Consider the following 24576-nt stretch of genomic DNA (forward strand, 5'->3'; position numbering starts at 1 on the left):
CTTATTGGGCTTCCCAAAATTCAACCTCTTTGTAAATTACGACTTTTGATCGCAATAATTCGGTATGTTTTAAGAAAAAAGCTTCCAGCTTTTCTCTTGTATCAATTAATTCAACACAGAGTGTCAGTTTCGAATGATCCCCTTCTGCACTGAACAATTGGACAGGCCCCTGATTGCTGTAACCCGAATGGGTCTGATACACGGAAGCTTTCAGGATACCCTCCTTTTTTGCATCGGAAATGATATGTAGATAAGCCGATTTTGGGAAAAGCTTCCTAAAGAGAGAACGCTCGCCATGCCTTAGCTTATGGGTTGGTTCTAGGTATATTTTTATTTTTCCCAATGCACGGGTTTTCAGTTTACTTTGCATGTTCTTGTGTCCACTTGTGTTAGGTTACTTGTTTTTCTTTTTGCGCGCAATCCTGTATCGGGCCAACCTCCGGTTTAGGTAATGCTCCCGTCTTCTGTTTGCGTCAGCCAGCGAACCGTCCGCTGAAAAATAAGCATCGAATATCTTGGGTACTTCAATTCGCTGTGCCGTGTAAATTCCCGAATGGCCGCTGAAGAAATAGGCGGTGAAACAGGCGACGGCATAAAAAAGTGTGTATTCTCCTCCGAACAGTTCAATGCCCATCAGGGTACAGGCCAACGGCGTATTTGTAGCCCCGGAAAATACAGCAATGAAACCGAGGGCAGCAAATAAACTAACGGGGGCACTCATCAGACTAGATAGGGTGTTACCGAGCGTGGCGCCGATGTAAAAGAGGGGGGTTACTTCACCTCCTTTAAATCCGGTACCCAGGGTAAGGGTTGTGTAGATGGTTTTCCATAGCCAGCTCCAGCCATCGGCCCCATCCTGTTGGAAAGCAGACGGTATCGTTACAGCGCCCGGGTATTCCGCATCTACCCCTAGGCTCAGGTAGTCGGGTTTGCCGTTTAGCTGGCTGAGCAGGATGATGATGATTCCCCCGATGACGGGAATCAACCACTTGATGGAAATAGCCTTTAGAAAAAAGGCTTTGATCCGGTGGGCCATCTCGGCAAAAAGGTAACTGGCAAGCCCGAAAGCGATTGAAGCGATGATTACTTTCAGTAACAACAGCAGATCGATGCCGAAGTACTCCGAAAGCCAGTATCCGGACGTAGTTTGGACGTAATCGATGTGATAGTGGGTATGATGTACCTGCCAGGCCGACACCGATAGATCGCCAACAATACCTGCGATTAGACAGGGTAACAGGGCATCGTACCGTATCCGCCCGATGGCTAACACTTCCAATGCAAAAACAGCGCCGGTAAGCGGCGTACCGAATACCGCTCCGAAGCCAGCGGCGACACCCGAAGTCAGTACAATGGCCATGTCACGCCCGCTTAGGCCAAACCATTTGCCGAATAGCTGGGCAACACTTCCACCAATCTGTACGGCGGTGCCCTCGCGTCCTGCCGACCCTCCGAAAAGGTGGGTAATAACCGTGGCAAACAACACAATTGGTGCCATACGTTTGGGCACTCCACCCCCAGGTTGATGGATCTCATCCATGATCAGGTTGTTGCCTTTTTCCGAGGATTTTCCAATAGACTTGTAGAGTAGATGGATGAGGACACCGGCTAAAGGCAAAAAAAGCAACAGCCACGGATGGTCAAACCGAAAATGAATTGCCAGGTTCAGCGACCATAAAAAAAAGGCAACCACACTGCCAATCACGACGGCAATCGGTATAACAATTAACGACCATTTGAAAAGCTGCTTGAATATCGATACGTGTTCTATCCGGAAGAATTTATTCATTTATTTTTCTGTTTAAGTGGGTTTGATTTTTTACGGGCATGCGATGCTGTCCCAAACCGATTAGAAGTCACGGTGTCTCCAAATGGCGGAACAGCTAGGAAAAAACGGCAAAACGGAAACCGAGAGCAGGAGACAGGACTGAAAAGGATGTTAAGATTTCTGATTATGTACATCTACAAACTTAAATAAGGGCCCCGCATTGGGCCGTTAACCAATCTGTAGACGCCATCAGCTTTTTAGGGCGGTTTAATAGGAAGGCATCATTTCCTGTTCCAAAGGTAAATTAATTTTTGGTTATCCAAAAAAAATGAAAGACGGGCCTATGTACGGCACGGGCTACACTTAACTGTTAAATTACGCTTATCTGTTAAATACTGCGTTTCATCGACCAAAGTAAACTGTCTGTGTGTCCGGATGGCGGATGGTGTCATCCTGTTCGATTTTTGGAGGAGATTAGTATAGTATATGAAGATTATCAAAGTTTTAGGCATGATCATGGGCGGTGTAGCCGTGTTTGTCACCATGGCCGGCATGTATGTGAATTGGTTTTATCCGCGGGTAGGCGAGGCACCTTCGATTCAGGTGCCGCTTACCGTTTCTTCCATTGAGCGTGGCAGGTACCTCGCCAATCATGTTACGGTGTGCATGGATTGCCACAGTAAACGCGATTGGACCGTGTTCAGCGGACCTATTGTGCCCGGGACGGAAGGAAGTGGTGGGGAAGTATTTAGCCGTGAGGCAGGCTTTCCCGGAGAGATTTACTCCAGCAACCTTACCCCGCACAAGCTGGCGGACTGGACAGACGGTGAATTATACCGCGCAATATGTGCGGGGGTGGGGAAGGATGGCCGGGCCTTGTTTCCGTTGATGGCTTACCGGCGTTTCGGACAGATGGCCAAAGAGGATGTATACAGCATCATGGCCTACATCCGGTCGCTCAAGCCGATTGAACAGGATCCACCGGTTTCCCGGTTGGATTTCCCCGTCAGCCTATTGAATAAATTAGGTCCGACCGAACCGGTACACGACGATCTTCCCGACAGTACCGATAGGGTACAGTATGGAAGTTATTTGGTGAATGCGGCGGGTTGCGTAGACTGCCATAGTAAAGTAGACAAGGGAAGTGTTGTGGAAGGTACGGAATTTGGCGGTGGAATGGAATTTAGGCAGCCGGGCGGAATCATCAGGGCTCCAAACATTACCCGGCATGAAACGGCGGGAATAGGTGGCTGGACCCAGGAGCTGTTTGTGCAGAAATTTAAAAACTTTGATCCCTCCAGCCATACGTTGCCGAAATTGGGGAAGGATGACCTGATATCCCCCATGCCCTGGGCCATGTATGCCGGTATGACGGAGAATGATCTCGAAGCCATTTATGTTTTCCTTCGCAGCATGGAACCAAAGGATAACCGCGTCGTTGTCCGGGAGGCCGTTGGCCATCCATGAGGGGGCAATCGGGCTTAGCCATCGCCTGCCTGCAGCAACCCCATGCCGATGGCTTTTTTTACGAGCGTAACCGAATTGGGTACCTCAAACTTTTGCAGGAGATTGTAGCGGTGGCTTTCCACGGTTTGCATGCTGATAAAAAGCTTTGCGGAGATTTGCTGGGTGGTGAGCCCTTCGCTGATCCAATGCAATATTTCCTTCTCGCGCGAGGTGAGGCGAGGCATTTTCTGAGCAATACCTGAGGAGGAAAAAATAAGCTCGCGGACTTCTTCGCTCATGACACACTGCCCTTTCAACACCTGTTCGATGGCGTTCCGCAAATCCTGGAAAGAAACATTTTTTAACAGGTAGCCGTTGGCGCCGTGGCTGAGCATCTCGTGGATGATGTGCTTCTCGGTATGGTTGCTGAGTGCGACAACCTTGTTTTTTTTGTGCATGCGGTGGATCGCTTGGCAAATTTCGATACCGCTTAGGCTACCCGGCAGGCTGATATCCAGGAATACGATATCAGAAGGGTGCTGCTGCAAAAAGTCCAGCGCATCCTGCCCGTTGTCAAAGGAGGCCAATACCACCACGTTTTCTATTTTTGCTAAAACGCTGGTAAGCCCCTCGACAAAGATTCCATGGTCTTCAACCAACACAACGGTTATTTCATTTTTTTTCGGCGACATTGATTTCAATATTAACGATAACCCCTTTTTTCGGAACCGAATGCACATCGATTTTTCCTTGCATGTATGCTACCCTTGACCGGATATTGCCCAATCCCATCCCATTTGTTTTCTTAGGATCGACATGTTGGGACATCCCCCTGCCATTGTCTTCGATGGTTATGTATACATGGTCCTGCACTTTGCTGCACTGTAAAAAAACTTCGGTGGCACCGGAATGTTTGGCTGCATTAGTCAGCAATTCCTGGACGATCCGGTAAATCTCGATCTTCTGCTGTTGCGGTATGGCTTCACTTAGGTTTAATATTTCACAGGTGATCGCCATCTTGTCCGTAGTCATGACTTCGCACAGGTCCTTAATCGCATTGGCAAGACCTGACCTGATCAGTATTTCGGGAACCATGTTCCGTGCGATGCGCCGCAATTCATGTACGGAATCGTCCACCTGTGCAATGATCTTTTCCAGCTCGACATGTTCCCCTTGCTGCTTATCGTGGTTGGCAACCGAAAGGTTCAGTTTGATCCCGGCTAATAGGCCACCCAAACCATCATGCAAGTCCCGCGCAATGCGCTGGCGCTCTTTCTCTTCTCCCTGCAGCTGTGCTTTGGCAACCTGTATTTCCAGGTGTTGCTGGATGGCGTTGAGGCGTTGCGCCTCCCGCTTTTTCCGTTGCCGGTAGGCGTAGAAGGCAAACGCACCTACTAAGACAAATAAGCAGATCCCGAAATACAGAATAAGCCGTTGCACTTGGTTACGGTTTTGCAGGCGGAGCAGTTCCTTCTCCTTTTCCGCTACGCGGTATTTGGACTCCTGATCGGCAATGGCAACGGCGGTGCGCTTCATAAAGAAACTGTCTGACACCTGTACGTACTCCATCAGCCGGTTGAACGCGGTATCATGCTGCCCTAATGCGGCTTCTGTCTTTGCCAGTTCAAACAATAGCAGTCTGAAATTATTGGAGATCTCATAACCCTGCTGCAGGTTATAGGCTTTTTCGAGGAAGTGCTTGGCCTCGCCTAGCAACCCCTGCTGCTTATAGACCTGGGATTTTTCATAGGCAATACTAGCTTCGTCGTACGTACGCCGCAGTTGGTGGGCAATGGCCTCCCCTGTATCAAGGGCGGCGATGGCCTGCTTCCATTGTTTGCGCTTGGAATGATACATGCCCTCAACGAGGTAGTAGACGGGGAGGTAAGAAGAATCCCGGTCAACAGAAAGTATCTGGAAAGCTTGTGACAATGCTACTTGGGCGATGTGCAGGCTATCCTGCAGGATGTCTGATTTTGCCCTTTGTACGTAACATTCTGCAAGCAGGGAAGACGGTTCTCCGGCAGCGTTTAAGATGTCGATGGCTTTGTCATAATATTCGCCCGCCCGGGTATAATTTTTATAGTTCATGAAGACTGCGCCCAGATCCATGTAGTTCCATGCCACCCGTTTCTGGTCGCCCGCGGCTTGGGCATAGGGGATAGCCTTGGAAAGTATCAGATCGACAAAGGCTTCACTGTTGTCCTTACGTTGTTCCAATGCCCCATAGTTGTGCCACGTTCTGGACCGGTATTGCAGGGCTTCTTTTGATGAAAAATGCATTAACAGGCTATCTGCCGATAAGTAATCCTGTTGACTTTTTATCACGTCGTAACTGAAATAGGCACCGGCCCGGTAAAAATGGGCAAGCCCACGTAGAAAGGAATTTTTTGGGGTATATTGGAACGAGCGGTCGGCAAATTGAACGGATTGTGCGCTGTCCCGCTCTGACCAGTAGTCCGATAACTGGAAAAGCAGACGGGCTTTCGCACTGTCTGCCGCTGCCGCTGCCACCCGGGTCAGCAAGCTGTCCGTATAGGGGTTGCCCGTTTTTGATTGGGCATTTGCAGGCCAATCAAACGTCCACCCGGCAATTAGTACGGATATAGCGAGTATTGTTTTCAAGCAACTTCAATCTTTTTTTATTGTGTGCGTTAATTTCGAAATTAATAATTAAAAGCACAAATGGGCTTGACCTCATCTTTCATTCCCGCCACACAAAATCTCCGACGATGGTGACGCCCAGCCCCCTGGGATCACGGTCTCCCTTTGCCATCGGGTGAATGACCCGGTCGTCTTCACCGGGATAGGTTTTATAGACCTGTCCATCTGCCGGGATAACACACAGGTGATCGGCATTCCCGCCAATATCGCCGGGTAGGGGTGCACGCGGGTTGCCTTTCATGGCAATGTATTTACTGTCTGGCGAGAAGCAGGGAGCGACTTCCGAAAAGATACTTTCGGTAACTTGGTGGAAATCGCTGCCGTCGGCATTCATCAGCCAAATATGCCCACCCAGCGATAGTGCAATTTTCTTTCCATCGGGGCTGGCGGCGGCGTAGCCACGCCAATCGGAGAAGGGGATGTCCCGTACTTTGGTTGCCCGGCTGAAATCGGCAGTGGTCCGCCATAATCCCCCGTCTTTCTTGAATAGGATGGTGCCTCCTGCTTCCCAAGTGATTGGATCGAGGAATTTGAACGTATGGGTATCGCCGTAGCCGGCAATGTTTTTCAGAACGTGGCCGTTCATATCTAGGATGACTAGGCCGTCATCAAAAGTGGGTGTGAGCGCAAGTTTGGAACCATCCGGCGAAAGATAAGGCAGTCCTCCATTGTTATCGTTGGGCTCATAGAAAATTTCTTTGAGCGTGGCGCCATTGCTAATGTCAAAAATGATGTAACGTGTGTCATAACTGGATGGACTTAGCTCCTTAACGCCCTTTGTCCCGTCCCAACTGATATCCCATCCCGCATCCGGCCAGTCTGGCATTACCAGTGAAATCTCGCCGGTCTGCATGTTTAACTTCCGGATACCGCTTGTTCCTTGTTTGATAAAGATATTTCCCGGTCCGTAATGGTAATCACCATTGGCTGGATGCTTATTATCGTCCTTGTTGCATGCTGCTCCCGAAATGGCAAGGGCAATGCATAAAAAAAGAAGTAGCCGTTTCATTACAGCAAAATAAGGAGATTCATCCCCTCCGGTCAATCGGCCGAAACCTTGGATTATTTCTAAGGGTTTTCCCTGATGTTTTATGCCGGATTACTCTTTACGGCTATCCTGCAATAGCCGTTCTGTCAGTGGTTTGCCCCAGTTCGGCGCATACGGCGGCTGGGGTTTGAAGGTGCTGAACTTTTCCAATGCTTCTTCCAGGAACGGTATCGCTTTTTCTTTACCTCCGCCGAAAATCTTGGGGGTGTAATACTTACCCATTCCCCGGATGAGGTACGGGCGTGGGTTGTCGGGGTTTGCCTTGATGGCCAAATTGATGTACTGTTCGCTTTGTGTACCCATTTTGGCTCCCCGCAACATGGGGTTGACATTGACCCTTGCACCATATAGATAGGCGTACAGTGCGTAAATTTCGGTGTGTGCCGGCTGTAATTTTTCGGCATTCTTCAGGTAAATCTCCGCCTGATCGCAGTAGGTATCAATCTGATCGCCTTTGGTTTGGTAAGCAAGCTCTACGTAGGCATAGGCGGTATAGTAATGGGCCAACCAACTGCCTTCGTCTGCCAGCGCGATCCGTTCGAATTCGTTGGCAAGCTGCTGTAGCGTGGTTGCGGAACGGGCGGTATCAAGTATAGGTACACGCTTAGACAGGAGACTATCGGTTTGGGCATATGCCAGGGTGAGGCAAGCCATTAAAATAAGGGTTGAAATTGTTTGCTTTGGCATTTTGTTTCTTAATTTACGGTAATTGTTCCAGAATTTCCTGCGATCGGTCCTGACCGATGCTGATAAACCATCCGACCATGAAGCTGCGCTTGTAAGGCAGTGTTACGGGTAGGCGATAGCTTCCGTCTGCTGAATACCTGTAACTGAAAACTTGTTGGCTTCCTGCAAGGTTATTGACAGCAAATACAAACGTATTGAATGTTTTGCCCCATCGGCGTAGTAATGCGGCATTTACATTTAGATTGTGGTAGGCGGGTGTTCTATCTGCCAAAAAGGTGGGGTCATTCGGATTGTAATAAGGACGCCCGGCGGCTACCGAATAGGAGCCGCCGATAAACAGCCCGATGGGGTGGAAAAAATATTTTGCAACCACGTGAGCCGTGTGAGGGGCGGCAAAGGTGGGTGTGGTACGGATGGGATAATCCATAAAACGCCGTTCCGTTTGCAGCCAGGTATAGGAAATCCAGTAATCGAAGCCGTTGACCGTTTTGGAGTCCCGCCAGAAAATATCGACGCCGCCGGCATAGCCATGCCCGTTGTTGGCGATCTGTGGAGACGTTGTCAATAAGTTCCGGTAATTTTTATAATAAGATTCGATTCTAAAAATACGGTTTTGGTGGGAATACTGGAAGTTGGCAACGTAGTGTGTAGCTCGCGCATAGGTCAATGCGGAACCGCTTTGCAGGAAAATATACGTTGGTTTTTGCGCATAGTCGCCTGCCGTAAGGCTTACCTGGCTGTATCTTCCTGTCCGGTGGGCAAGAGATATGCGTGGTAGCAGCACGTACGTGTTGAGCGCTTTGCTGTGTTCCACACGTACGCCCGGGCGGATCATCAACCCCGGGGTGACCCGCAGGTCCGTTTCAGCCCAGGCACCCCATTCGTTGTCCTGCCAGCGGAATTGTTCCGCATGTTGCAGGGAGTCTATGTCTGCCCGGAAATCGTATCCTTCAGCGCCTACATGGAGTGTTGCCCAATCGGTGATTTTTCCGACAAACCACAGCCGTGCCTGATGCTGGAATGTTGCCGTCTGCGAATCTGCACCGTTGTTTTCGATGCGGTCCCGATTGAAGTTGAAGCCGTACCCGGCATACATGCGCCAGCGTTCGTTCAGCTTTCCGGTATAAGTGAGCAACGAGATGGCATTGCTGTTCCTCGCCGTGTAAGGGAAGGGCTTCCCCTGCAATTCTACATCGGGGTAATTGATGGATTGATGGAGCATATTGCCGTATCCGTACCATTTCAGCATCCCCGTTTTACCGGTGTTCTTCCGGAAATTTGCGGTGATCATTCCGCTCTCCGGTGCTTTCAACCAATCGACGTTTTGTGGAATAAGGGAATAGTAGGGGCCGAAGTTGGAATAACCTACGTCAATACCGCCCGATATGCGACGCTCTTCATCAAGGAAGTCGTGCCCGATCTGGCCGCCATATGGAATCAACGCAATGACGGTAGAAGGTTTGGACGGGTGGTCGTTGGTTTCCAACGCAAGTACTGAAGACAGTGCACCGCCATACTGTGCGGAATAGCCCCCGGTGTTGAAAACGATGCCTTTGAACAGGTGCGGCGAAAAGCGATTGCGCTGTGCCACGTCGGGAACCCTAGCAAGGAACGGGTTGGGTATATCCAGCCCATCGATCATGATTTTGGCTTCATCACCACTGCCACCCCTCACAAAAAGTTGTCCGCTTTCACCCACCTGCTGCGTGCCTGGCAGTGTCCGCAATGCACCGGTGATGTCTCCGTCCGTTCCTGCCGTGGTTTCGACATCCATGGTATTCATCACCGTAGCTTGTTTCCGGTCGCCGACTCCAAAATCGCCCGCTGTAATCACCACTTCGTCCAGCTCCTTTCTCTTCTCTTTCATTGTTACGGAAAGTGCCGGCATTCCTGTGTGTATCCGCAGTGGAAGTTGCCTTTCTTCCATGGTAATGTGCCGGAAAACAATTACCGTATCTCCCGTGATGTTCGTTTGGAAGGTAAACTGTCCATACTCATCGGTTGAGGTCCCTTCGATGGTTCCCTTGATAAAGACATTTACACCTATGAGGGGAGTGCCCTGCCGATCAGATACCTGGCCACTGATCCTGTTTTGTGCAAAAACCCTTAATGAGCAGCCCAAACATACAATAACCGATATGAGAAGTGAAAGGCGTTTCATGCCCCGAATAAACTGGTACAAAGATAAGGGCTTTTGATGGAGGGATTATGTAACAGTAAAATTTATTGCATATTACATGCAATTGTGTTAGGTTAGCAGCCCATGCGGAAACGTTTATTAGCAGGATGCTGTCAGATGCTTTTTTTTGCTTTCTGCGGCTATATCGTAGGTTGTTCAGGTACCGATGAAAAAGAAGAGGACCCCCGGCGCCCGTCTTTTGCGCCCATCGTTGGCATTGATTTTTACGAAACAAGGCGTTCGTTTGACAATGGCTTAGCCTACGACTCGATCGGCTTTGTACAGGAAGCAGAATGGCATGTGAAATTTACACGCGAGGATGCGGTGCAGATTTACGTACCCGGCAGCGATTCTTCGTTTAACTTCCAGATTACCCACGATCACGATTCTTTTTTTCATTTTGCGAGGGAAAGCTGGAAGGTGATCGACCTGCATCCGGATAGCATCATGCTTCAGCGGCTAAGTCTGGACGGGTTGAAAGTCAATAAAATCCGCTCCAATGTATACATGCGGTTCTATTCAAAAGATTACCTGCAACAACTGGGTACACCGCTGCCGGAGCTAAGGAAACCGCGTAGGCGCGATACCGTGTTTGTGCAGGAGATGGTAGCACGGGCAAACCGTAACCTTACCGATGTAGATAGCTCGTTTTCTTCGAAGAATTATCCGAAATTGATTAGCAAGAGTCCTATATTGGAAGTTAAACAGCGGCAATACGATAGCCTGGAACTGGTTAGCCAGTCATCGGCTTATGAATACCTATACCCTGAATACGATATTGTTATCAATAATGCTTATAAAGATTTTTATTATACATTTTCGGTATTGGTAGGGCCTGACGGGACGTTGCGGCTGGGTAAGTTTTTCGTCATGCCCGAGTTTGAGGAATCGCGCAGACGGGTATTATCGGGTATTATCAGCGTGTACCTTCAAAATCTGCTGGATATCGAGCCTGCTACGACATTGGGACTTCCTCACAACAGCGTGGTTTATCTACGGGTGCGGGGGAGGGCAGAACAAACGTGACAGCCACGGTGCGTGGTAATCTGAGAGGGCGTAAAAAATTAAAACAAATGATCTCATTTTCAGTTCATATTTTTACTTTAGAGGTCAAATTGATTAAAAGACATGTTTGATAAATTGTTTGAGGCCCGTCAAAAGGCGGAAGAGATAAAGAAAAGGCTGGATCAGATTACGGTAACCGGCGAAGCGGAGGGAGGACTCATCAAGGTGACTGCTACGGCCAATAAAGAGGTCACTGAAATAAGTATCGATCCGGTATTCTTATCCAATGCAGACAAGGAAGAACTGGAAGAGCTCCTCGCCGTAGCGGTCAATCATGCATTAAAGCAAGCCGATCAGATCAGTCAGGCTGAGATGCAGGGAGCGGCGAAGGATATGTTGGGGGGCTTAGGTGGTTTGTTCGGCCAGTGATTATTTGGAATTAAAAACAATTTATTTTCTGATGAAACCTACCATGTCAGCACCTTACGCAAAAGGTGACGAAATGTAGGTTCCATGAGGCCATTAAAATAAACTATTTACGAATGAAAGCAATCTATTACGGACATTCGAGTGTGTTATTGAAGCTGGAAGGTGCGACAGTTTTATTCGACCCTTTTATCAGCCCCAACCCAAAGGCTGCCCACATCGATATCAGCAGTCTGAAACCCAATTACATTGTTTTGAGCCACGCCCATGAAGACCATGTGGCGGATATGGTGGCCATTCAGAAAAACAGCGGGGCAACGGTCATGGCAATTGTAGAAACAGCCATGTGGGTGAATCGGCAGGATATTCCCGAATCTGAAATTATTCCGTTTAATTTCGGCGGCACGGTGCAAGCGGATTTCGGAACGATCAAAATGGTGTATGCATTGCATACGAATGCCGCTCCGGATGGGCAATATGCGGGAGTTCCCGCTGGATATGTGCTGAAGAGCGGTGGTAAAACCCTTTATTACGCAGGCGATACGGCGTTGACGATAGAAATGAAGCTATTAGAAAATGCGGGGATCGATTGGGCATTTCTGCCCATCGGCGGGCATTTTACCATGGATGTGGATGACGCGATTACCGCTTGCCGGTTTATCAACTGCAGGCACGTGGTAGGGATCCATTACGATACGTTTCCGCCGATTACCATTGATAGGGATACGGCTAAGAAAAAATTTGCAGACGCCGGACTGGATCTTCACCTGCTTGAAATCGGCGAGGAATTAACCTTATTATGAGGCCGGCGCCTGCATTTGTATGTGTCTGCGCTACTGCGTGACTGACTTGTGATTGATGTGGTATTGTACCAGGTCATCGATGGGCGACCGGAGGATCCTGCCGACTTTCATGTTATATTGGATAGCCGTTTCTTCCAGCACGTTTCTGAAATTATAGCCAACGGAGCCAATGCAATTGAAGGTATAGCGTTGGTAGTCCGGATAGCGGGAAACCAAGTTGCGGAAAAAGTCGTCAAAAGACGTTTGTACCAGTCCGCGGGAATAGTTGATATTCACCATCACGTCATAGACAAACTTGCTGAAACTTGCGCAAAAACGATTGGCCAAGGGTTTGGTATAAACGGCATCCATCACATCATCCGGGGTAAGCTTATAGGTTTCCCAGAATATGGCCCGCACGTCTTCCGGCATATAACCACGTATGTAATCGGTCAGTAGTTTTTTTCCGATATAGCAGCCGCTGCCTTCATCTCCCAAGATATAGGCGGCTGAATCAATGTTGTGCACGATGCCCTTGCCATCATAGATGCAGGTGTTGGTTCCTGTACCCAGGATGGCTGCAAACCCAGCTTGATCGCCAAGTAACGCCCTTGCAGCGGCGAGTAGATCGTGTCCTACAAATACATGGGAGTTTACGAATACTTGCTTGAGGGCTTCGACAACAATGGCTGCTTTTTCCTCGTTATGTACACCTGCACCGTAATAGTTTACCTCCGCGACCCGTTCATATGGCAGGTCTTTGGGAAGACCCTTTTTCAGTGAATTTACGATGTATTCGCTGTTTACAAAATAGGGATTGTAACCCTCAGTATTGAAATACACCTTTTTTCCAGCGTCATCCAGCAAGCACCAATTGGTTTTGGTCGATCCTCCGTCTGCAATAATAATCATTTGTTGGGTGTTAGTTTTTGGTATTTTTTTTGTTCAATGATATTCCGTTTGATAATATGCGCCGAAAATACAGTTTTCCCGGAAAAAAAATAACATTATCTACTAGCTTATTTAAAAAAGACCCGCTGTGCCTGTTGTCAAAGAGGGTCCTGAATTTTTGCCTAACATAGTGGTTTTTATATCAATAATTCAAACTTTTTCCGTGATTTTGTGTTTTTTTTAACAGATAATCTATTTTATCTTTCTGATATACAATCAGTTTGTTGTTGGTTGCGTTTCCTCTCGTACATCACAAAAATGAGCGGTATGTTTTTTGTTTTTAGTTAGGTAGTGGTGTTTTTTTAATATTTTTTTGAAATTCAAAATGTAATCCTTTACTTTGCGCAGTATTCTCAAAGTTTATCCTAATACTTCATCGAAAATCTTAGATTTCTGAAGACCAAATGCTGAAACACTGTTATTTTAATGTGCGGCGGAACACGGTGGATAAATTTCTGTGTATAAAAGCAAATCCTTATTATTAGTTATATTTAGTAGTTGATGAATATTAATGAATTGAATGCGAAGCTCGTATCTGAGTTGCGTGAGATAGCTAGGCTGATCGGCATTCCGGATGCAGACAAGCTCCGGAAACAAGAATTGGTTAGCAAGATTGTTGAAACGGGTGAGGAAGAAGCCAGAAACGCCGCCAAAGAAGAAGTGGCTGAGGCTACGGAAGCACCGTCGACAGATGATAAGCCGAGGAAACGTACACGTACGGTTAAAACTGCCGAGCCGATCACTGTTAGAAGTACGAAAGAAGAATATACAAATGAAGGTAGGGAAACGGCAACGTCTTCTTCTACAGAATCACGAGTCGAACAGGCACAGGCAGCGCCGAAACCCGCTACTAACGGAAGTAAAATAGAAGGGCCGACTGCTAGTCTTGATTTTGATAATGTCATTGTAAATGAAGGGGTATTGGAAATTATGCCGGATGGTTATGGATTTCTCCGTTCGTCCGACTATAATTACCTCACCTCGCCCGATGATATTTATGTGTCTCAATCACAGATTAAGCTTTTCGGGCTGAAGACAGGCGATACGGTGCGGGGAAGTATCCGTCCGCCCAAAGAAGGGGAAAAATATTTCCCATTGGTACGCGTCGAGGCTATCAATGGACAGAATCCCGCCGATGTTAGGGATCGTGTGCCATTTGATTTCCTCACTCCGTTGTTTCCGACCGAACGGTTGAAGTTGTTTACAGGTACCGGAAACTATTCTACGCGCATCATGGACCTGTTTACACCCATCGGTAAAGGACAACGGGGTCTGATTGTAGCCCAGCCCAAAACGGGTAAGACCATGTTGCTTAAAGATGTGGCCAATGCGATTGCGAAAAATCATCCAGAAGTGTATTTGATTATCCTCCTGATAGACGAACGCCCGGAAGAGGTGACGGATATGGCTCGTAGTGTACGTGCAGAAGTAGTTTCGTCTACGTTTGATGAGCCTGCCGAGCGGCATGTTAAAATCGCTAACATCGTATTGGAAAAAGCAAAACGCATGGTCGAGTGCGGACACGATGTGGTTATCCTGTTGGATTCCATCACACGTTTGGCCCGCGCATATAATACAGTGGCACCTGCTTCCGGAAAAATCCTTTCCGGCGGTGTAGATGCCAATGCGTTGCACAAACCCAAACGTTTCTTTGGAGCGGCACGTAACATCGAGCATGGCGGTTCCCTGACGATTCTGGCTACAGCCCTGATTGATACGGGCTCCAAAATGGATGAAGTTATTTTTGAGGAATTCAAGGGTACCGGTAACATGGAGTTGCAGTTGGATCGTAAGCTTTCCAATAAGCGGATATTCCCGGCAATCGACCTCATTGCTTCGAGTACCCGGAGAGATGACTTGCTTAATGACCGTGAAACCCTCCAACGGATATGGGTACTGCGTAATCATTTGGCAGACATGAATTCGACTGAGGCGATGGAATTCTTGCTGGCACAAATGCGTGGAACCAAATCCAATGAGGAGTTTCTCATTAGTATGAATGGTTAATCATTGGAATGGGGGTATCCATCCAACGGTATACCCCCATCGATTATGAAAAGGCATATACCCAATTTCATCACCTGCCTAAATCTGTTCAGTGGTTGTATTGGAGTGACATTTGCGTTGACAGCTCAGCTTCAGCTAGCTACCTATTGTGTGATCGCATCTGGAATTTTTGATTTTCTGGATGGATTGGTAGCCCGGGCACTGCATGTCAAATCCCCGATTGGTAAAGAACTGGACTCATTGGCCGATGTGGTCAGTTTCGGCTTGGTACCGGGAGCCATATATTATACACTGCTGACTGCGGCATTCCCCCAAAGTGAATACCTGTTTTACCTCGGGTTTTTGGTAACCATATTTTCTGCGATCCGCTTGGCTAAATTCAATATTGATGACCGTCAGACTACAGACTTTATCGGGCTTAATACCCCTATGAATGCCTTTTATGTGGTTTCTCTGCCTTTCCTGGCTGAAACGTACAGCGGCCTCATTCACCACCCTGCTTTTATACTGGGCAGTATTGTCGTTACCAGTGCGCTGCTTGTGAGCAACATCCGGCTATTTTCAATGAAACTGGAATCGATGTCGTGGCAAAAAAACAGGTGGAAATTCATTTTTATAATTTTGAGTGCAGTATGCATTGGTTTGCTTAAATTTGCGGCGGTTCCGGTTATACTGGTGCTGTATTTTTTGTTTTCATTTATCCATTTTAGGCGAACAGCGCAAGCGCGTTGAAAAATTAAGTAGCATATGAACTTTTTGGCAGAAATCAATGTGATGCCCTTAAAAGAAATTCTGGATCCACAAGGGAAAGCGGTAACCGGGAGCATGAAGAACCTGGGACTCACGGAAATCAGCAATGTCCGCATTGGTAAGCATATTACGTTGGAAGTGGATGCTCCAGACGAAGCGACTGCACGCCAGAAAGTAGAGGAGGCGTGCAGGAAGCTGCTGGCCAACTTAATTATGGAAAGCTACGACTTTGAAATAAAGGAGCTCGTATAAGGGCAATCAATCAAGCGTCTGTAGATAGGCGCTCAATTCCTCATAAAGAATTTCAAGTTTCGGTGTAATGGTGTTGAGCTTGGCAGGAAGCTGGTTGAGGTCCTGTCTGTTTTTTGCCAAGGTTTCAATTTCTTGTAACTCAGCCCGTATTCCGTTTGCGCCTACATAGGCAAGTGTGGGTTTGATGTGGTGTGCCTGTTTATAGGCTTTTTCCCAGTCTCCTTGTTCGAGATAAGATGCGAGAAGTGCTATGTCTGGTGGTGTTTGTTTGATAAACAGTTGCAGAATCTCCTTAATCAGCTGGGTATTCCCGCCTGATAAGTCCTGCAGATAATCCATGTTGGCATATTCAAAGTTTATGTTGCTCATGTGTTTCTGTTTTATAACGGTTTACCGGCAACCGGTCTGTCGTTTGTTTTACTAAATCAGTAATGTTTTTTTTTGATAGTGGATGGACGAGAAACGGCGCAATTTCCTGCAATGGGATCAATGCAAAGTTACGTTCGGCCAAATGAGGGTGGGGCACTTTCAGGTCTGGCATATTAATGATGTAATCCCCGTAAAAAAGAATATCGATATCAATTAACCTGGCCTCCCATTTGATGTGTCGTTTGCGGCCCATTTTCTTTTCAATCGCCTGTATTTTTTCCAAAAGCCGGAAAGGGGGTAATTGGGTAGTTACTTGGATTACCTGATTGAGGTAATTGGGCTGATTTTCATTTCCCCAGGCAGCGGTTTCGTAAATCGAAGAAACACGGGTAAGGCTGCCGATCTCATCGGTGATTTCCGCACGTGCCTGTGTTAACAGCGCTTCGCGGTTGCCCATATTGGTGCCCAATAAAAGATATGTATCTGTTGTACCTGACGCCGACATCTGCATGAATCGCTATTGCTGGGTATGTTGGGGAGCAAAAATAATGAAAAGATTGGCAATTGCCCTTAATTTAACAACAGATGACGCTTAATCAAAAAGAATATTGAATGTTGTACCGATACCTACGTATTGAATGTGGCTCCCGTCTGCTTCTTTACGGAAGATACCGTTGTAGAATCCAAAGATATTCCAAAGCCGGTTGTGGTAACCCACCTGCGGTCTTGCGTACATTCCGCCGTTTCCATTGAGTTGACTACCTGTCTGGAAGCTATAACCGAGGTCGGCACCGATGAAGAAACCCTGTCTTGCCGGATAATAGCGGGCAAATACGGCCGCTGGTATAGAGCCGAAATTTTCATGCCCTTCTTTTGGGAAATAATGCGTATATCCTGACGCCAATCCCAGCCCCCAGTTGGGGGTAGACATCAATTGGCCTTTTACTTCTCCACCGAGCGTGAAATTACTTTGATCTGCCAGCTGAGCGATGGGTAGACCGATGTTTAAACCAGTTTTAATCCATGAATTCTTTCGTGTGATCTCAGTTTTTCCGGACTGTGCATTGACATTGATAGACATGATCAAGGCAATGACGACGGATAGGGTTGCGGGTATGTAAAATCGTTTCATAATCCCAATCGTGCAAAGGTTATACCAAATGTGCTTTTACAGCATCCGCTGTGTCTTAAACCAGTGGATGGCTTTGCTGATGCCGCTTTCAATCGGGTGAAAGGTAGTCCCTAGTTCGGCCCGGGCTTTTTGGTTAGCATAGTAATTCCGTACACAAAGAATTTTCATGTTGACGGATGAAAGGGGCGTCTTAATACCCAGGAAGCGCATGAAATTGCCCAAATATCCCGCTGTTGACAGAACGGCACGTGGTATCTGTACAAGGAGGGCGTGCTGTCCTGTTTGGTCACCCAGTTTCCTGAAAAATTGTCGGTAGGTGAGATTTTCGCCGGCCAGGAGGTAAGCTTCGCCATTTTTTCCTTTTTCAAGTGCGTCTACCACACCGGCTGCGGCATCTTCTACATTTACGAAATTCTTACCGCCGGGAGGATGTAAAATCAGTTTCCGGCCATACCCCATCCGGATAATAGCGCCCGAACTGGGTTTCCCGTCGTATGGGCCGATCATGAAGGTAGGGCTGACGACGGTAACAGCCAGTTGATGCCCCACGGCTAAGATTCTTTGTTGGCCCTCTAATTTGCTTTTTGCGTACCACGCCTGGCTGAAAGGTGCTTTGGGAGGCAGGGTTTCGTTGCCGGGTACCTGTAAGGAGCCATAACCAAATGTATTGGCGGTGCCTACATATACGATCTTTTTTACGGCGTGCTTCAATGCGGCCTGGATGACATTTTCGGTTCCGGTTACATTGATGCGATGGTAGGCTTCGTAACGGAGCAAGTTTTGATCGGTAGTGGCCGCACAATGGATAATGCTATCGCAGCCTACTACGGCTTTTTCCAATGATTCGGGGTGGGTAATGTCGCCCACCGCCAATCGGAGATTGGGATGGGAGGGTAAAAGGAATTTATTTGTGTTACGGAGGAGGCCTGTTACCCGATAGCCCCGTGATAGGAGTACAAGGATGGTGTTAGTAGCTAGCAGGCCATTTGCCCCGGTAACCAGTACATTCATGCGCGGCTAATTTCCTTTTTGATGGCATTGGTCAGTAACGGCAGCCGGATATAGATCGGTAAAAATTTCATAACCATCCAGGTGAGCCGGTTTACCCAATTGAGCATGATAAGTGTATCCCGCTTGAACAATTGCCGGATGGATATGGCAGCTACCTGTTCAGGTGAAAGGAGACCCATCGTAGCAAAACGTCCCTGTTGCTGCAGGCGGGAGCAGGAGTCTGAGTTGGTCATCATCGGTCCGGGGTTGACAACGCTGAAAAACACGTTGCTATCCGCAAATTCCTGATAAAGCCCCCGGGTAAAACTATGAACAAATGCTTTGGATGCCGGATAAACGGTTTTATATCCGATCGGGCTGTAGGCAGCCACGCTTCCCACATTAAGTACGTATGCACATTTTTGCCTGCTGAGGTTGGGAAGCAATTGATGGGTAAGAAGAGAAGTGGCTCTTACGTTGAGTTGAATGATGCGGTCAAGGTAGTCCACACTGGCATTACGGAAACTTTGGGTACCACCGCAACCCGCATTATTGATCAGGATGCTGAGGGGGAAACGATCATTAACCCAATCGGCCAATGCAACGATGTTTTCTTTTTGGGTGAGATCAGTTTCGTAACAATGTGCCTCCATTCCCAATGCCTTAACCTCATCAGCAATGAACGCCAATCCTTCTCCGGGTAGGCTAACCAAAATGGGATTGATCTTTCTTTTTGCCAGCTCTAAAACAAAAGCCTTCCCCAACCCTTGGCTTGCCCCTGTAATTAATGCATACGTTTTTTCCATTGGTCGTAAAAATACGACAAAATTCCTTACCTCCAACTGGTTGGCTCTTCTACTGCATGGTCATTCCACCTCGCGCCAATTCGGCACAAAAGAGCGCTGCGGAAATAGCTACATTGAGTGATTCTGCGCGTCCAATGCGTGGAATGGTCACAGGTTGCTGAATATGTGATAAAACCAAGTCGCTGACGCCTTTGCCTTCATTGCCAAGAACAATCAGGCCTTCGTGGCCAAAATCGGTTTCATAAATTGACGATCCGTGCAGCATAGCACCGAAAACAGGGACCGATGCCTGGCGTGTGAGCTTCGCGATGTCTGTGTAGTATACCTGTGTCCGGGCTAATGACCCCATGCTAGCTTGTACGACTTTGGGGTTATAAGCATCCACCGAGCCTGTAGAGCAGATAATACGGTGAAAGCCGAACCAATCGGCCGTACGGATGATAGTGCCCAGGTTGCCTGGATCCTGTATATCGTCGAGTACCAGGTGGAATGTGTCGTGCAGCATTTCTCCCGTAAGCGGCGGATAGGTGGGTAGCTCGATCAGCGCGAGGACACCCTGGGGCGTTTTCAGCGAGCTGATGCGTTTGAGATCGTCGTTGCTGACTTCCTCCGATTTTATATTTTGCGGGATTTTAATCAACTTTGTAGCCGCTTGGGAGGTGTAAAAAATATGTTTCACAGAATGGTCAGCATGGAGGAATTCCATGACTGATTTCGCGCCTTCTACAACAAACAGCCCATGTTCTCTTCGGAATTTTTTATGTTGAAGTGAGGTGATGGTACGGATTTGCGGTTTTGATAGCATTGTCAATGGTTAAACGGGATTGTCTTTTTGCGTATGCAAGTATAATGCTTTTGCTGATATTTTCCACGTCATGCCGTTCGACCCGGTTGTTGGAGGAGGGGCAGGCTTTGGTTACCAAGACGGCAATCACGGGAATCGATCCATCACTGGAAGAGCAGGCACATGCCTATATACCCGTGGATATCCGTCCGAATTCCCGCATCAACTTATTTATTTATAATTTGGCGAATGCCAAAAAAGGAAGATACCGGATAGAGAATATACGTAATGTAGGTGAGCCGCCGCATATTTTGGACAGCGCGTTGGTTGATTTTTCCACACAGCAGATTAACCGGTACTTAAGATCCAAGGGCTATTTCAATGCATCGGTGAGTAACGAGATTGTCACTAACGGCAAGCGAGCCCATGTTTTTTTCCGTGCGGTACTAGGGGAACCATTTACACTCCGCAAAATAGCGGTGGATATTGCCGACCCCCAAGTAGCCCAATTGTATGCCGAAAGGAAAGTGGGCTTTAGCCAGATCAGACCGGGAATGCGTTACGATGAGGATTCACTGGTCGTCGAGCGGGAGCGAATTTATCACCTCATGCGACAGGAGGGATATTATGACTACTTAAGGCAATATATGCGGGTTGACGTGGATACCGCTCTTAAGAATAATCAAGCGGACGTGAAGCTCATTGTTGACAATCCAGAAGGTAGGGAGGTCCATACTCAATTTGTAGTGGATAGCAGTTTCGTAACCGTCCGGCATGACCGTCCGGAACTGAATCTGCAAAGCCCCGAAACGTTTAATTTAACTGGCGGGCTGTATTTTGAAGATTACACAGGCCGCTTCAGACCGACACCCATCGCACGTTATCTCTTTCATCAGCAAGGAGACCGGTATAACGTAGATAAAGAAGATCTTACCTACGATAGGCTTTATGAATTGAATGGATTCCGTAGTGTGAAAATTACGTATGACAAACCCGATACAAACCGGCTAAATGTACATTATGAATTGATTCCCAGGGCGTATATGGGTAATCAGATAGAAGGGGAATATACGTTTAATGCCGGGATGAGCGGGTTCAACATTGGAAATACCTTTACACATCGTAATTTATTCGGCGGTCTTGAGCAGCTGGAGGTTAAATTACGTTATGGCGTCTTGTTCGATTCACGGCTTCCGGGAAATTTGTTGGATCGTGTATTCAATAACGATTTTCAGATCGGGGTCAATATTACGGTTCCCCGGTTGATTACGCCATTTAATATTCCTCCGGTCGTCAGCAATGGATTGCCCCGCACTATTTTTTCGGCCAATATTCAGGCCTTCGACCAATTTCAGACCTATTCCAACCGCTATTTCAACGGGACCCTGTCTTACAATTGGTATAGCAGCCGCTACAGACAGCATACATTTGCTCCGTTGGTGCTGGAATACCGATATGGGCAATTAAATGAAGAATTTGCACAAAAACTGATTGATCAGGGTTTTTTGCTCTACGTGCGAAGCAACAACCGCGCTTATTTTGGATTGGGCTCGCAATATACGTATGCCGTCAATGCAGCTAAACTTTCGCGACTTGCCGATTTTCTGTATTTCCGTGGGGCACTGGATCTCAGTGGCAATGTATTGGGCCTAGCCAGTAAGGTGATCAATTTCAAACGGAATGAGGACGGAGAGAAGGAAGTGCTGGGAGTTCCGTACCTTCAATATGCAAAAGCGGAAGTAGATTTGCGGTACTACCGGTACCTTGGAGGCGACCGTCAATTGGTGATGCGGCTTAACCCCGGGGTAGCGGTTCCATATGGTAATAATTCCAGTTTACTGATTTTTGAAAAAAGCTTTTTCGGAGGTGGAATGAACGGCATGAGAGCCTGGCAGGCACGCACCCTTGGGCCTGGTAACTATAATCGTGAGGTGCTAGATCCTGGTTTACGCCTGAATCTCCGTAACCTGGATCAGCTCGGGGAGATTAAACTAGAGGGAAACGTGGAATACCGTTTTAAGCTGGTAAACGATATCTTCGGCGCAAAATTAAAGGCTGCAACGTTTGCTGACTTCGGTAACATTTGGCGGATCCGGGAAAATGAATTGAACCCCGGCGGCGAATTTAAGTTTGATAAATTTCTCGGACAAATTGCATTGGGGGCGGGGGCAGGTCTCCGCTTTGATCTGGATTACTTTGTGATCCGGTTGGATGCCGGAATGAAAGTCCGCGATCCGCAGTTTGATGGGACAAAACAGTGGGTGATTTCGGAGCTTTTTAACAGCCGGGAATTTAAAAACCAATACCGGCTTACCAATGCGCCCGATCGTTATAATTTTATTCAGTATAATTTTGGCATTGGAATGCCGTTTTAATACCACCCTTTGATGCCATGTACCAGGGTTTCAAACAGATTCTCCAGATTCAAACCTTTGCTATAGTTGAAAATAAAGAGTCCTACTAAAATTACAACCGCCAAAATCATCAGCCGTTTAAATAGATAGGCAATTAGCAGGATAATTGCCGGAATGAGGATGAGATAATACCAGTTGATAACAATCGGGTTGAGACCGTTGTCGTTTTTCAATACGTAATAAAGCCGTCCGTTTGAGCCTTGCTGATTGCGGTGTTTAATGAATACGAACGCCGATGTCTCAATGGCGTGTGGCGTGATGGCAACACCGTCATTGAATTTCAACGTCTGCTCGAATCCGTTGATCACAAACTGATAGGTTCCCGAAATGGAATCAAGCGGGTTTTCGTTGGCATCGGTAGCAATGATGGCCAATTTGCCATTCTTGATGAGGTTTTCCTTAACGATAAAATGATTGATGTTGTTGCGATCCTGCGCATGAGACCGTGCCGGAAACAATGCAAGAGTCAACAGGTAAAGATAGATCCGCATACACTTTATTGATAATGGACCCTGCAATGTTAAGTAAAAAACGCAAGAGTTAGGCATTTTTATATATTTGTGCAGACGACATGCATTTCCAGTTATAAGCTGAACATTGTGTTCATGGATTATATTATAGGCGTAGATATCGGTACCTCCGGCACAAAAGCAATCGCATTTGGTGATGCGGGCAAGGTGCTTGCCCAGCATCATGTAGGCTATTCGATTCTGAATCCGCAACCGGGGCACTTCGAGCAATCGCCGGAAGTGTTATTTAAAGCGGTCATTGACGCGATTGCTGCTACGGTGCGATCGGTTAACAGCAGATTAAACCGGGTTAAGTTAACAGGAGTCGGTTTCAGCAGTGCCATGCACGGCCTGATTGCCTTAGATAAACAGCACCAACCGATGACCCACTGTATTATTTGGGCGGATACACGCAGTGAACCCTTTGCCAGCAAGCTGAAAGCAAGCCCCGACGGTTTCGATATATACTCCAGAACTGGTACGCCGATACACCCCATGTCTCCACTATGCAAACTGGGTTGGATGCGCGAGCACCTTCCGGCGGTCTTCAATGCGGCATATAAGTTTATTTCTATTAAGGAATTTGTTTTTTTTAAGCTCTTCGGGCGCTATGTGGTTGATGAGTCGATCGCTTCTGCCACGGGGTTGTTTGATATCCATGCATTAACCTGGTACCGCCCGGCGTTGGATTTGGTAGGTATTTCCCCTGGGCAACTTGCTGAGCCGGTGCCGATAACCTATGTAATCTCGGGTATGGACCAGCGGGTGGCCGGGCAAATGGGTATTCCGGTGGATACACCTTTTATCATCGGAGGCAGTGACGGATGCCTGGCTAATTTGGGATCCCATGCGATTACGCCCGGCGACGCTGCGGTTACCATTGGAACAAGCGGAGCCATACGGATGATGTCCCACATTCCGGTAACCGATGAGAAAGCCCGTACATTCAGTTATGTGCTTACCCCCGATATGTTCGTGTTAGGTGGGGCCGTCAACAGCGGTGGAGTGGTACTTCAGTGGTATAAAGATACTTTTGGAGTGTCAGGGGTATCAGGATCTAACCCGTACGAAGCACTCGCCGAAGAGGCGGCAACGGTACCTGCAGGGGCAGCGGGATTGATTTTTCTGCCCTATCTTGCAGGTGAACGTGCACCCCATTGGAATGCGGAGGCTAAGGGTCTGTTTTTTGGTGTGCAGATGCATCACCGCAGATCTTATTTTACGAGAGCTGTATTCGAAGGCATCATTTATGGTCTGTATAGCGTGGGAAAAGTGCTGGATGGAATTGCCGGACCGATTCAGGTGATCCACGCCAGCGGAGGCTTTGCGCGGGCAACCCTGTGGGTTCAGTTATTGGCTGATGTGTTTAATAAGCAGGTGATTGTACACGATCATGTGGAGGGTGCTGCACAGGGTGCCTATATGACGGTACTGAAAGCGTTCGGTATGCTGAGTGATTTCAGCGAATTTGAAGATGAAGCACCCCAAAAAGTTTATGCACCCCATGTGGGCAATCATCGCATATATATGGAAAATTTCGGCCGATTTGAGCGGCTATATGACAAAGTAAAGGACGAATTTTAATTATACATAGCTAACCAATTTGA

24 protein-coding genes and 1 riboswitch are annotated in these 24576 nt (G+C 47.6%); of the genes, 9 read left to right on the forward strand and 15 right to left on the reverse strand.

The window, feature by feature from the left end:
• Position 1: 1 nt before the first annotated feature.
• Together IEX60_RS13930 and IEX60_RS13935 are read right to left on the reverse strand one after the other, a co-directional pair.
• Entirely contained in the window at positions 2-370 is a 369-nt protein-coding gene (locus tag IEX60_RS13930) for a DUF190 domain-containing protein (protein ID WP_188751642.1), read from the reverse strand.
• A gap of 24 nt (positions 371-394) precedes the next feature.
• Positions 395-1789, reverse strand: coding sequence for a voltage-gated chloride channel family protein (locus tag IEX60_RS13935; protein ID WP_188751644.1), 1395 nt, complete (start codon positions 1787-1789; stop codon positions 395-397).
• Positions 1790-2001: 212 nt separating this feature from the next.
• Positions 2002-2066, reverse strand: a riboswitch (Fluoride riboswitch).
• Between the two features lie 188 nt (positions 2067-2254).
• On the opposite strand from IEX60_RS13935, the gene IEX60_RS13940 reads away from it, so the two are divergent.
• On the forward strand, positions 2255-3235 hold the full coding sequence (locus IEX60_RS13940; protein ID WP_188751646.1) for a c-type cytochrome: 981 nt from the start codon (positions 2255-2257) through the stop codon (positions 3233-3235).
• A gap of 14 nt (positions 3236-3249) precedes the next feature.
• Here IEX60_RS13940 and IEX60_RS13945 read toward each other — a convergent pair whose 3' ends face one another.
• From IEX60_RS13945 to IEX60_RS13965, 5 genes are all read right to left on the reverse strand, one after another.
• Positions 3250-3906, reverse strand: a complete 657-nt coding sequence (locus IEX60_RS13945; protein WP_188751647.1) for a response regulator — start codon at positions 3904-3906, stop codon at positions 3250-3252.
• Complete coding sequence (locus tag IEX60_RS13950; protein ID WP_188751649.1) at positions 3887-5839, reverse strand: tetratricopeptide repeat-containing sensor histidine kinase; 1953 nt, start codon at positions 5837-5839, stop codon at positions 3887-3889. Before IEX60_RS13950 ends, IEX60_RS13945 begins: the two co-directional genes overlap by 20 nt.
• Before the next feature lie 79 nt (positions 5840-5918).
• Complete coding sequence (locus IEX60_RS13955) at positions 5919-6887, reverse strand: TolB-like translocation protein (protein WP_188751650.1); 969 nt, start codon at positions 6885-6887, stop codon at positions 5919-5921.
• A 90-nt stretch (positions 6888-6977) separates the two neighbouring features.
• Entirely contained in the window at positions 6978-7613 is a 636-nt protein-coding gene (locus IEX60_RS13960; RefSeq protein WP_188751651.1) for a hypothetical protein, read from the reverse strand.
• Between the two features lie 13 nt (positions 7614-7626).
• A complete protein-coding gene (locus IEX60_RS13965; protein ID WP_188751652.1) occupies positions 7627-9774 on the reverse strand; it encodes a TonB-dependent receptor in 2148 nt (715 codons plus the stop codon).
• Between the two features lie 135 nt (positions 9775-9909).
• Between IEX60_RS13965 and IEX60_RS13970 the strand changes: the two genes are divergently transcribed.
• From IEX60_RS13970 to IEX60_RS13980, 3 genes are all read left to right on the forward strand, one after another.
• On the forward strand, positions 9910-10818 hold the full coding sequence (locus IEX60_RS13970) for a hypothetical protein (RefSeq protein WP_188751653.1): 909 nt from the start codon (positions 9910-9912) through the stop codon (positions 10816-10818).
• 102 nt (positions 10819-10920) lie between these two features.
• Complete coding sequence (locus IEX60_RS13975) at positions 10921-11226, forward strand: YbaB/EbfC family nucleoid-associated protein (RefSeq protein WP_188751654.1); 306 nt, start codon at positions 10921-10923, stop codon at positions 11224-11226.
• Positions 11227-11339: 113 nt separating this feature from the next.
• The gene (locus IEX60_RS13980) at positions 11340-12026 is read left to right on the forward strand and encodes a metal-dependent hydrolase (protein WP_188751655.1); all 687 of its coding nucleotides are present in this window, start codon (positions 11340-11342) and stop codon (positions 12024-12026) included.
• Positions 12027-12056: 30 nt separating this feature from the next.
• On the opposite strand, the gene IEX60_RS13985 is transcribed toward IEX60_RS13980, so the two are convergent.
• Positions 12057-12917, reverse strand: coding sequence for a BadF/BadG/BcrA/BcrD ATPase family protein (locus IEX60_RS13985; protein WP_188751656.1), 861 nt, complete (start codon positions 12915-12917; stop codon positions 12057-12059).
• Between the two features lie 540 nt (positions 12918-13457).
• Between IEX60_RS13985 and rho the strand changes: the two genes are divergently transcribed.
• From rho to purS, 3 genes are read left to right on the forward strand one after another with little or no spacing between them, the layout of a single operon-like run.
• Entirely contained in the window at positions 13458-14963 is a 1506-nt protein-coding gene (gene rho / locus IEX60_RS13990) for a transcription termination factor Rho (RefSeq protein WP_188751657.1), read from the forward strand.
• A 45-nt stretch (positions 14964-15008) separates the two neighbouring features.
• The gene (gene pssA / locus IEX60_RS13995) at positions 15009-15695 is read left to right on the forward strand and encodes a CDP-diacylglycerol--serine O-phosphatidyltransferase (RefSeq protein ID WP_188751659.1); all 687 of its coding nucleotides are present in this window, start codon (positions 15009-15011) and stop codon (positions 15693-15695) included.
• A gap of 15 nt (positions 15696-15710) precedes the next feature.
• A complete protein-coding gene (gene purS, locus IEX60_RS14000) occupies positions 15711-15965 on the forward strand; it encodes a phosphoribosylformylglycinamidine synthase subunit PurS (protein ID WP_188751661.1) in 255 nt (84 codons plus the stop codon).
• Between the two features lie 6 nt (positions 15966-15971).
• On the opposite strand, the gene IEX60_RS14005 is transcribed toward purS, so the two are convergent.
• The 6 genes from IEX60_RS14005 to IEX60_RS14030 all read right to left on the reverse strand — a co-directional run bounded on the left by IEX60_RS14005 (position 15972) and on the right by IEX60_RS14030 (position 20067).
• Complete coding sequence (locus IEX60_RS14005) at positions 15972-16334, reverse strand: Hpt domain-containing protein (protein ID WP_188751663.1); 363 nt, start codon at positions 16332-16334, stop codon at positions 15972-15974.
• Positions 16315-16839 (reverse strand): 2-amino-4-hydroxy-6-hydroxymethyldihydropteridine diphosphokinase, encoded by a 525-nt coding sequence (gene folK, locus IEX60_RS14010; protein ID WP_188751665.1) that lies wholly within the window; start codon positions 16837-16839, stop codon positions 16315-16317. The genes IEX60_RS14005 and folK overlap by 20 nt, the downstream gene beginning before the upstream one ends.
• 87 nt (positions 16840-16926) lie before the next feature.
• Positions 16927-17466 (reverse strand): hypothetical protein, encoded by a 540-nt coding sequence (locus IEX60_RS14015; RefSeq protein ID WP_188751666.1) that lies wholly within the window; start codon positions 17464-17466, stop codon positions 16927-16929.
• A gap of 36 nt (positions 17467-17502) precedes the next feature.
• On the reverse strand, positions 17503-18477 hold the full coding sequence (locus tag IEX60_RS14020) for an NAD-dependent epimerase/dehydratase family protein (RefSeq protein ID WP_188751668.1): 975 nt from the start codon (positions 18475-18477) through the stop codon (positions 17503-17505).
• Positions 18474-19262 (reverse strand): SDR family NAD(P)-dependent oxidoreductase, encoded by a 789-nt coding sequence (locus tag IEX60_RS14025; protein WP_188751670.1) that lies wholly within the window; start codon positions 19260-19262, stop codon positions 18474-18476. The genes IEX60_RS14020 and IEX60_RS14025 overlap by 4 nt, the downstream gene beginning before the upstream one ends.
• A 49-nt stretch (positions 19263-19311) precedes the next feature.
• Positions 19312-20067, reverse strand: a complete 756-nt coding sequence (locus IEX60_RS14030) for a TrmH family RNA methyltransferase (protein ID WP_188751672.1) — start codon at positions 20065-20067, stop codon at positions 19312-19314.
• 44 nt (positions 20068-20111) lie between these two features.
• Between IEX60_RS14030 and tamL the strand changes: the two genes are divergently transcribed.
• Positions 20112-22421, forward strand: a complete 2310-nt coding sequence (gene tamL, locus IEX60_RS14035; protein ID WP_229717568.1) for a translocation and assembly module lipoprotein TamL — start codon at positions 20112-20114, stop codon at positions 22419-22421.
• Here tamL and IEX60_RS14040 read toward each other — a convergent pair.
• On the reverse strand, positions 22418-22951 hold the full coding sequence (locus IEX60_RS14040) for a hypothetical protein (protein ID WP_188751676.1): 534 nt from the start codon (positions 22949-22951) through the stop codon (positions 22418-22420). The genes tamL and IEX60_RS14040 overlap by 4 nt on opposite strands.
• Before the next feature lie 114 nt (positions 22952-23065).
• On the opposite strand from IEX60_RS14040, the gene IEX60_RS14045 reads away from it, so the two are divergent.
• Entirely contained in the window at positions 23066-24553 is a 1488-nt protein-coding gene (locus IEX60_RS14045; RefSeq protein ID WP_188751678.1) for a gluconokinase, read from the forward strand.
• Positions 24554-24576 lie beyond the last annotated feature (23 nt).

The sequence above is a fragment of the Parapedobacter defluvii genome, assembly GCF_014642075.1.
Taxonomy (GTDB): Bacteria; Bacteroidota; Bacteroidia; order Sphingobacteriales; family Sphingobacteriaceae; genus Parapedobacter; species Parapedobacter defluvii.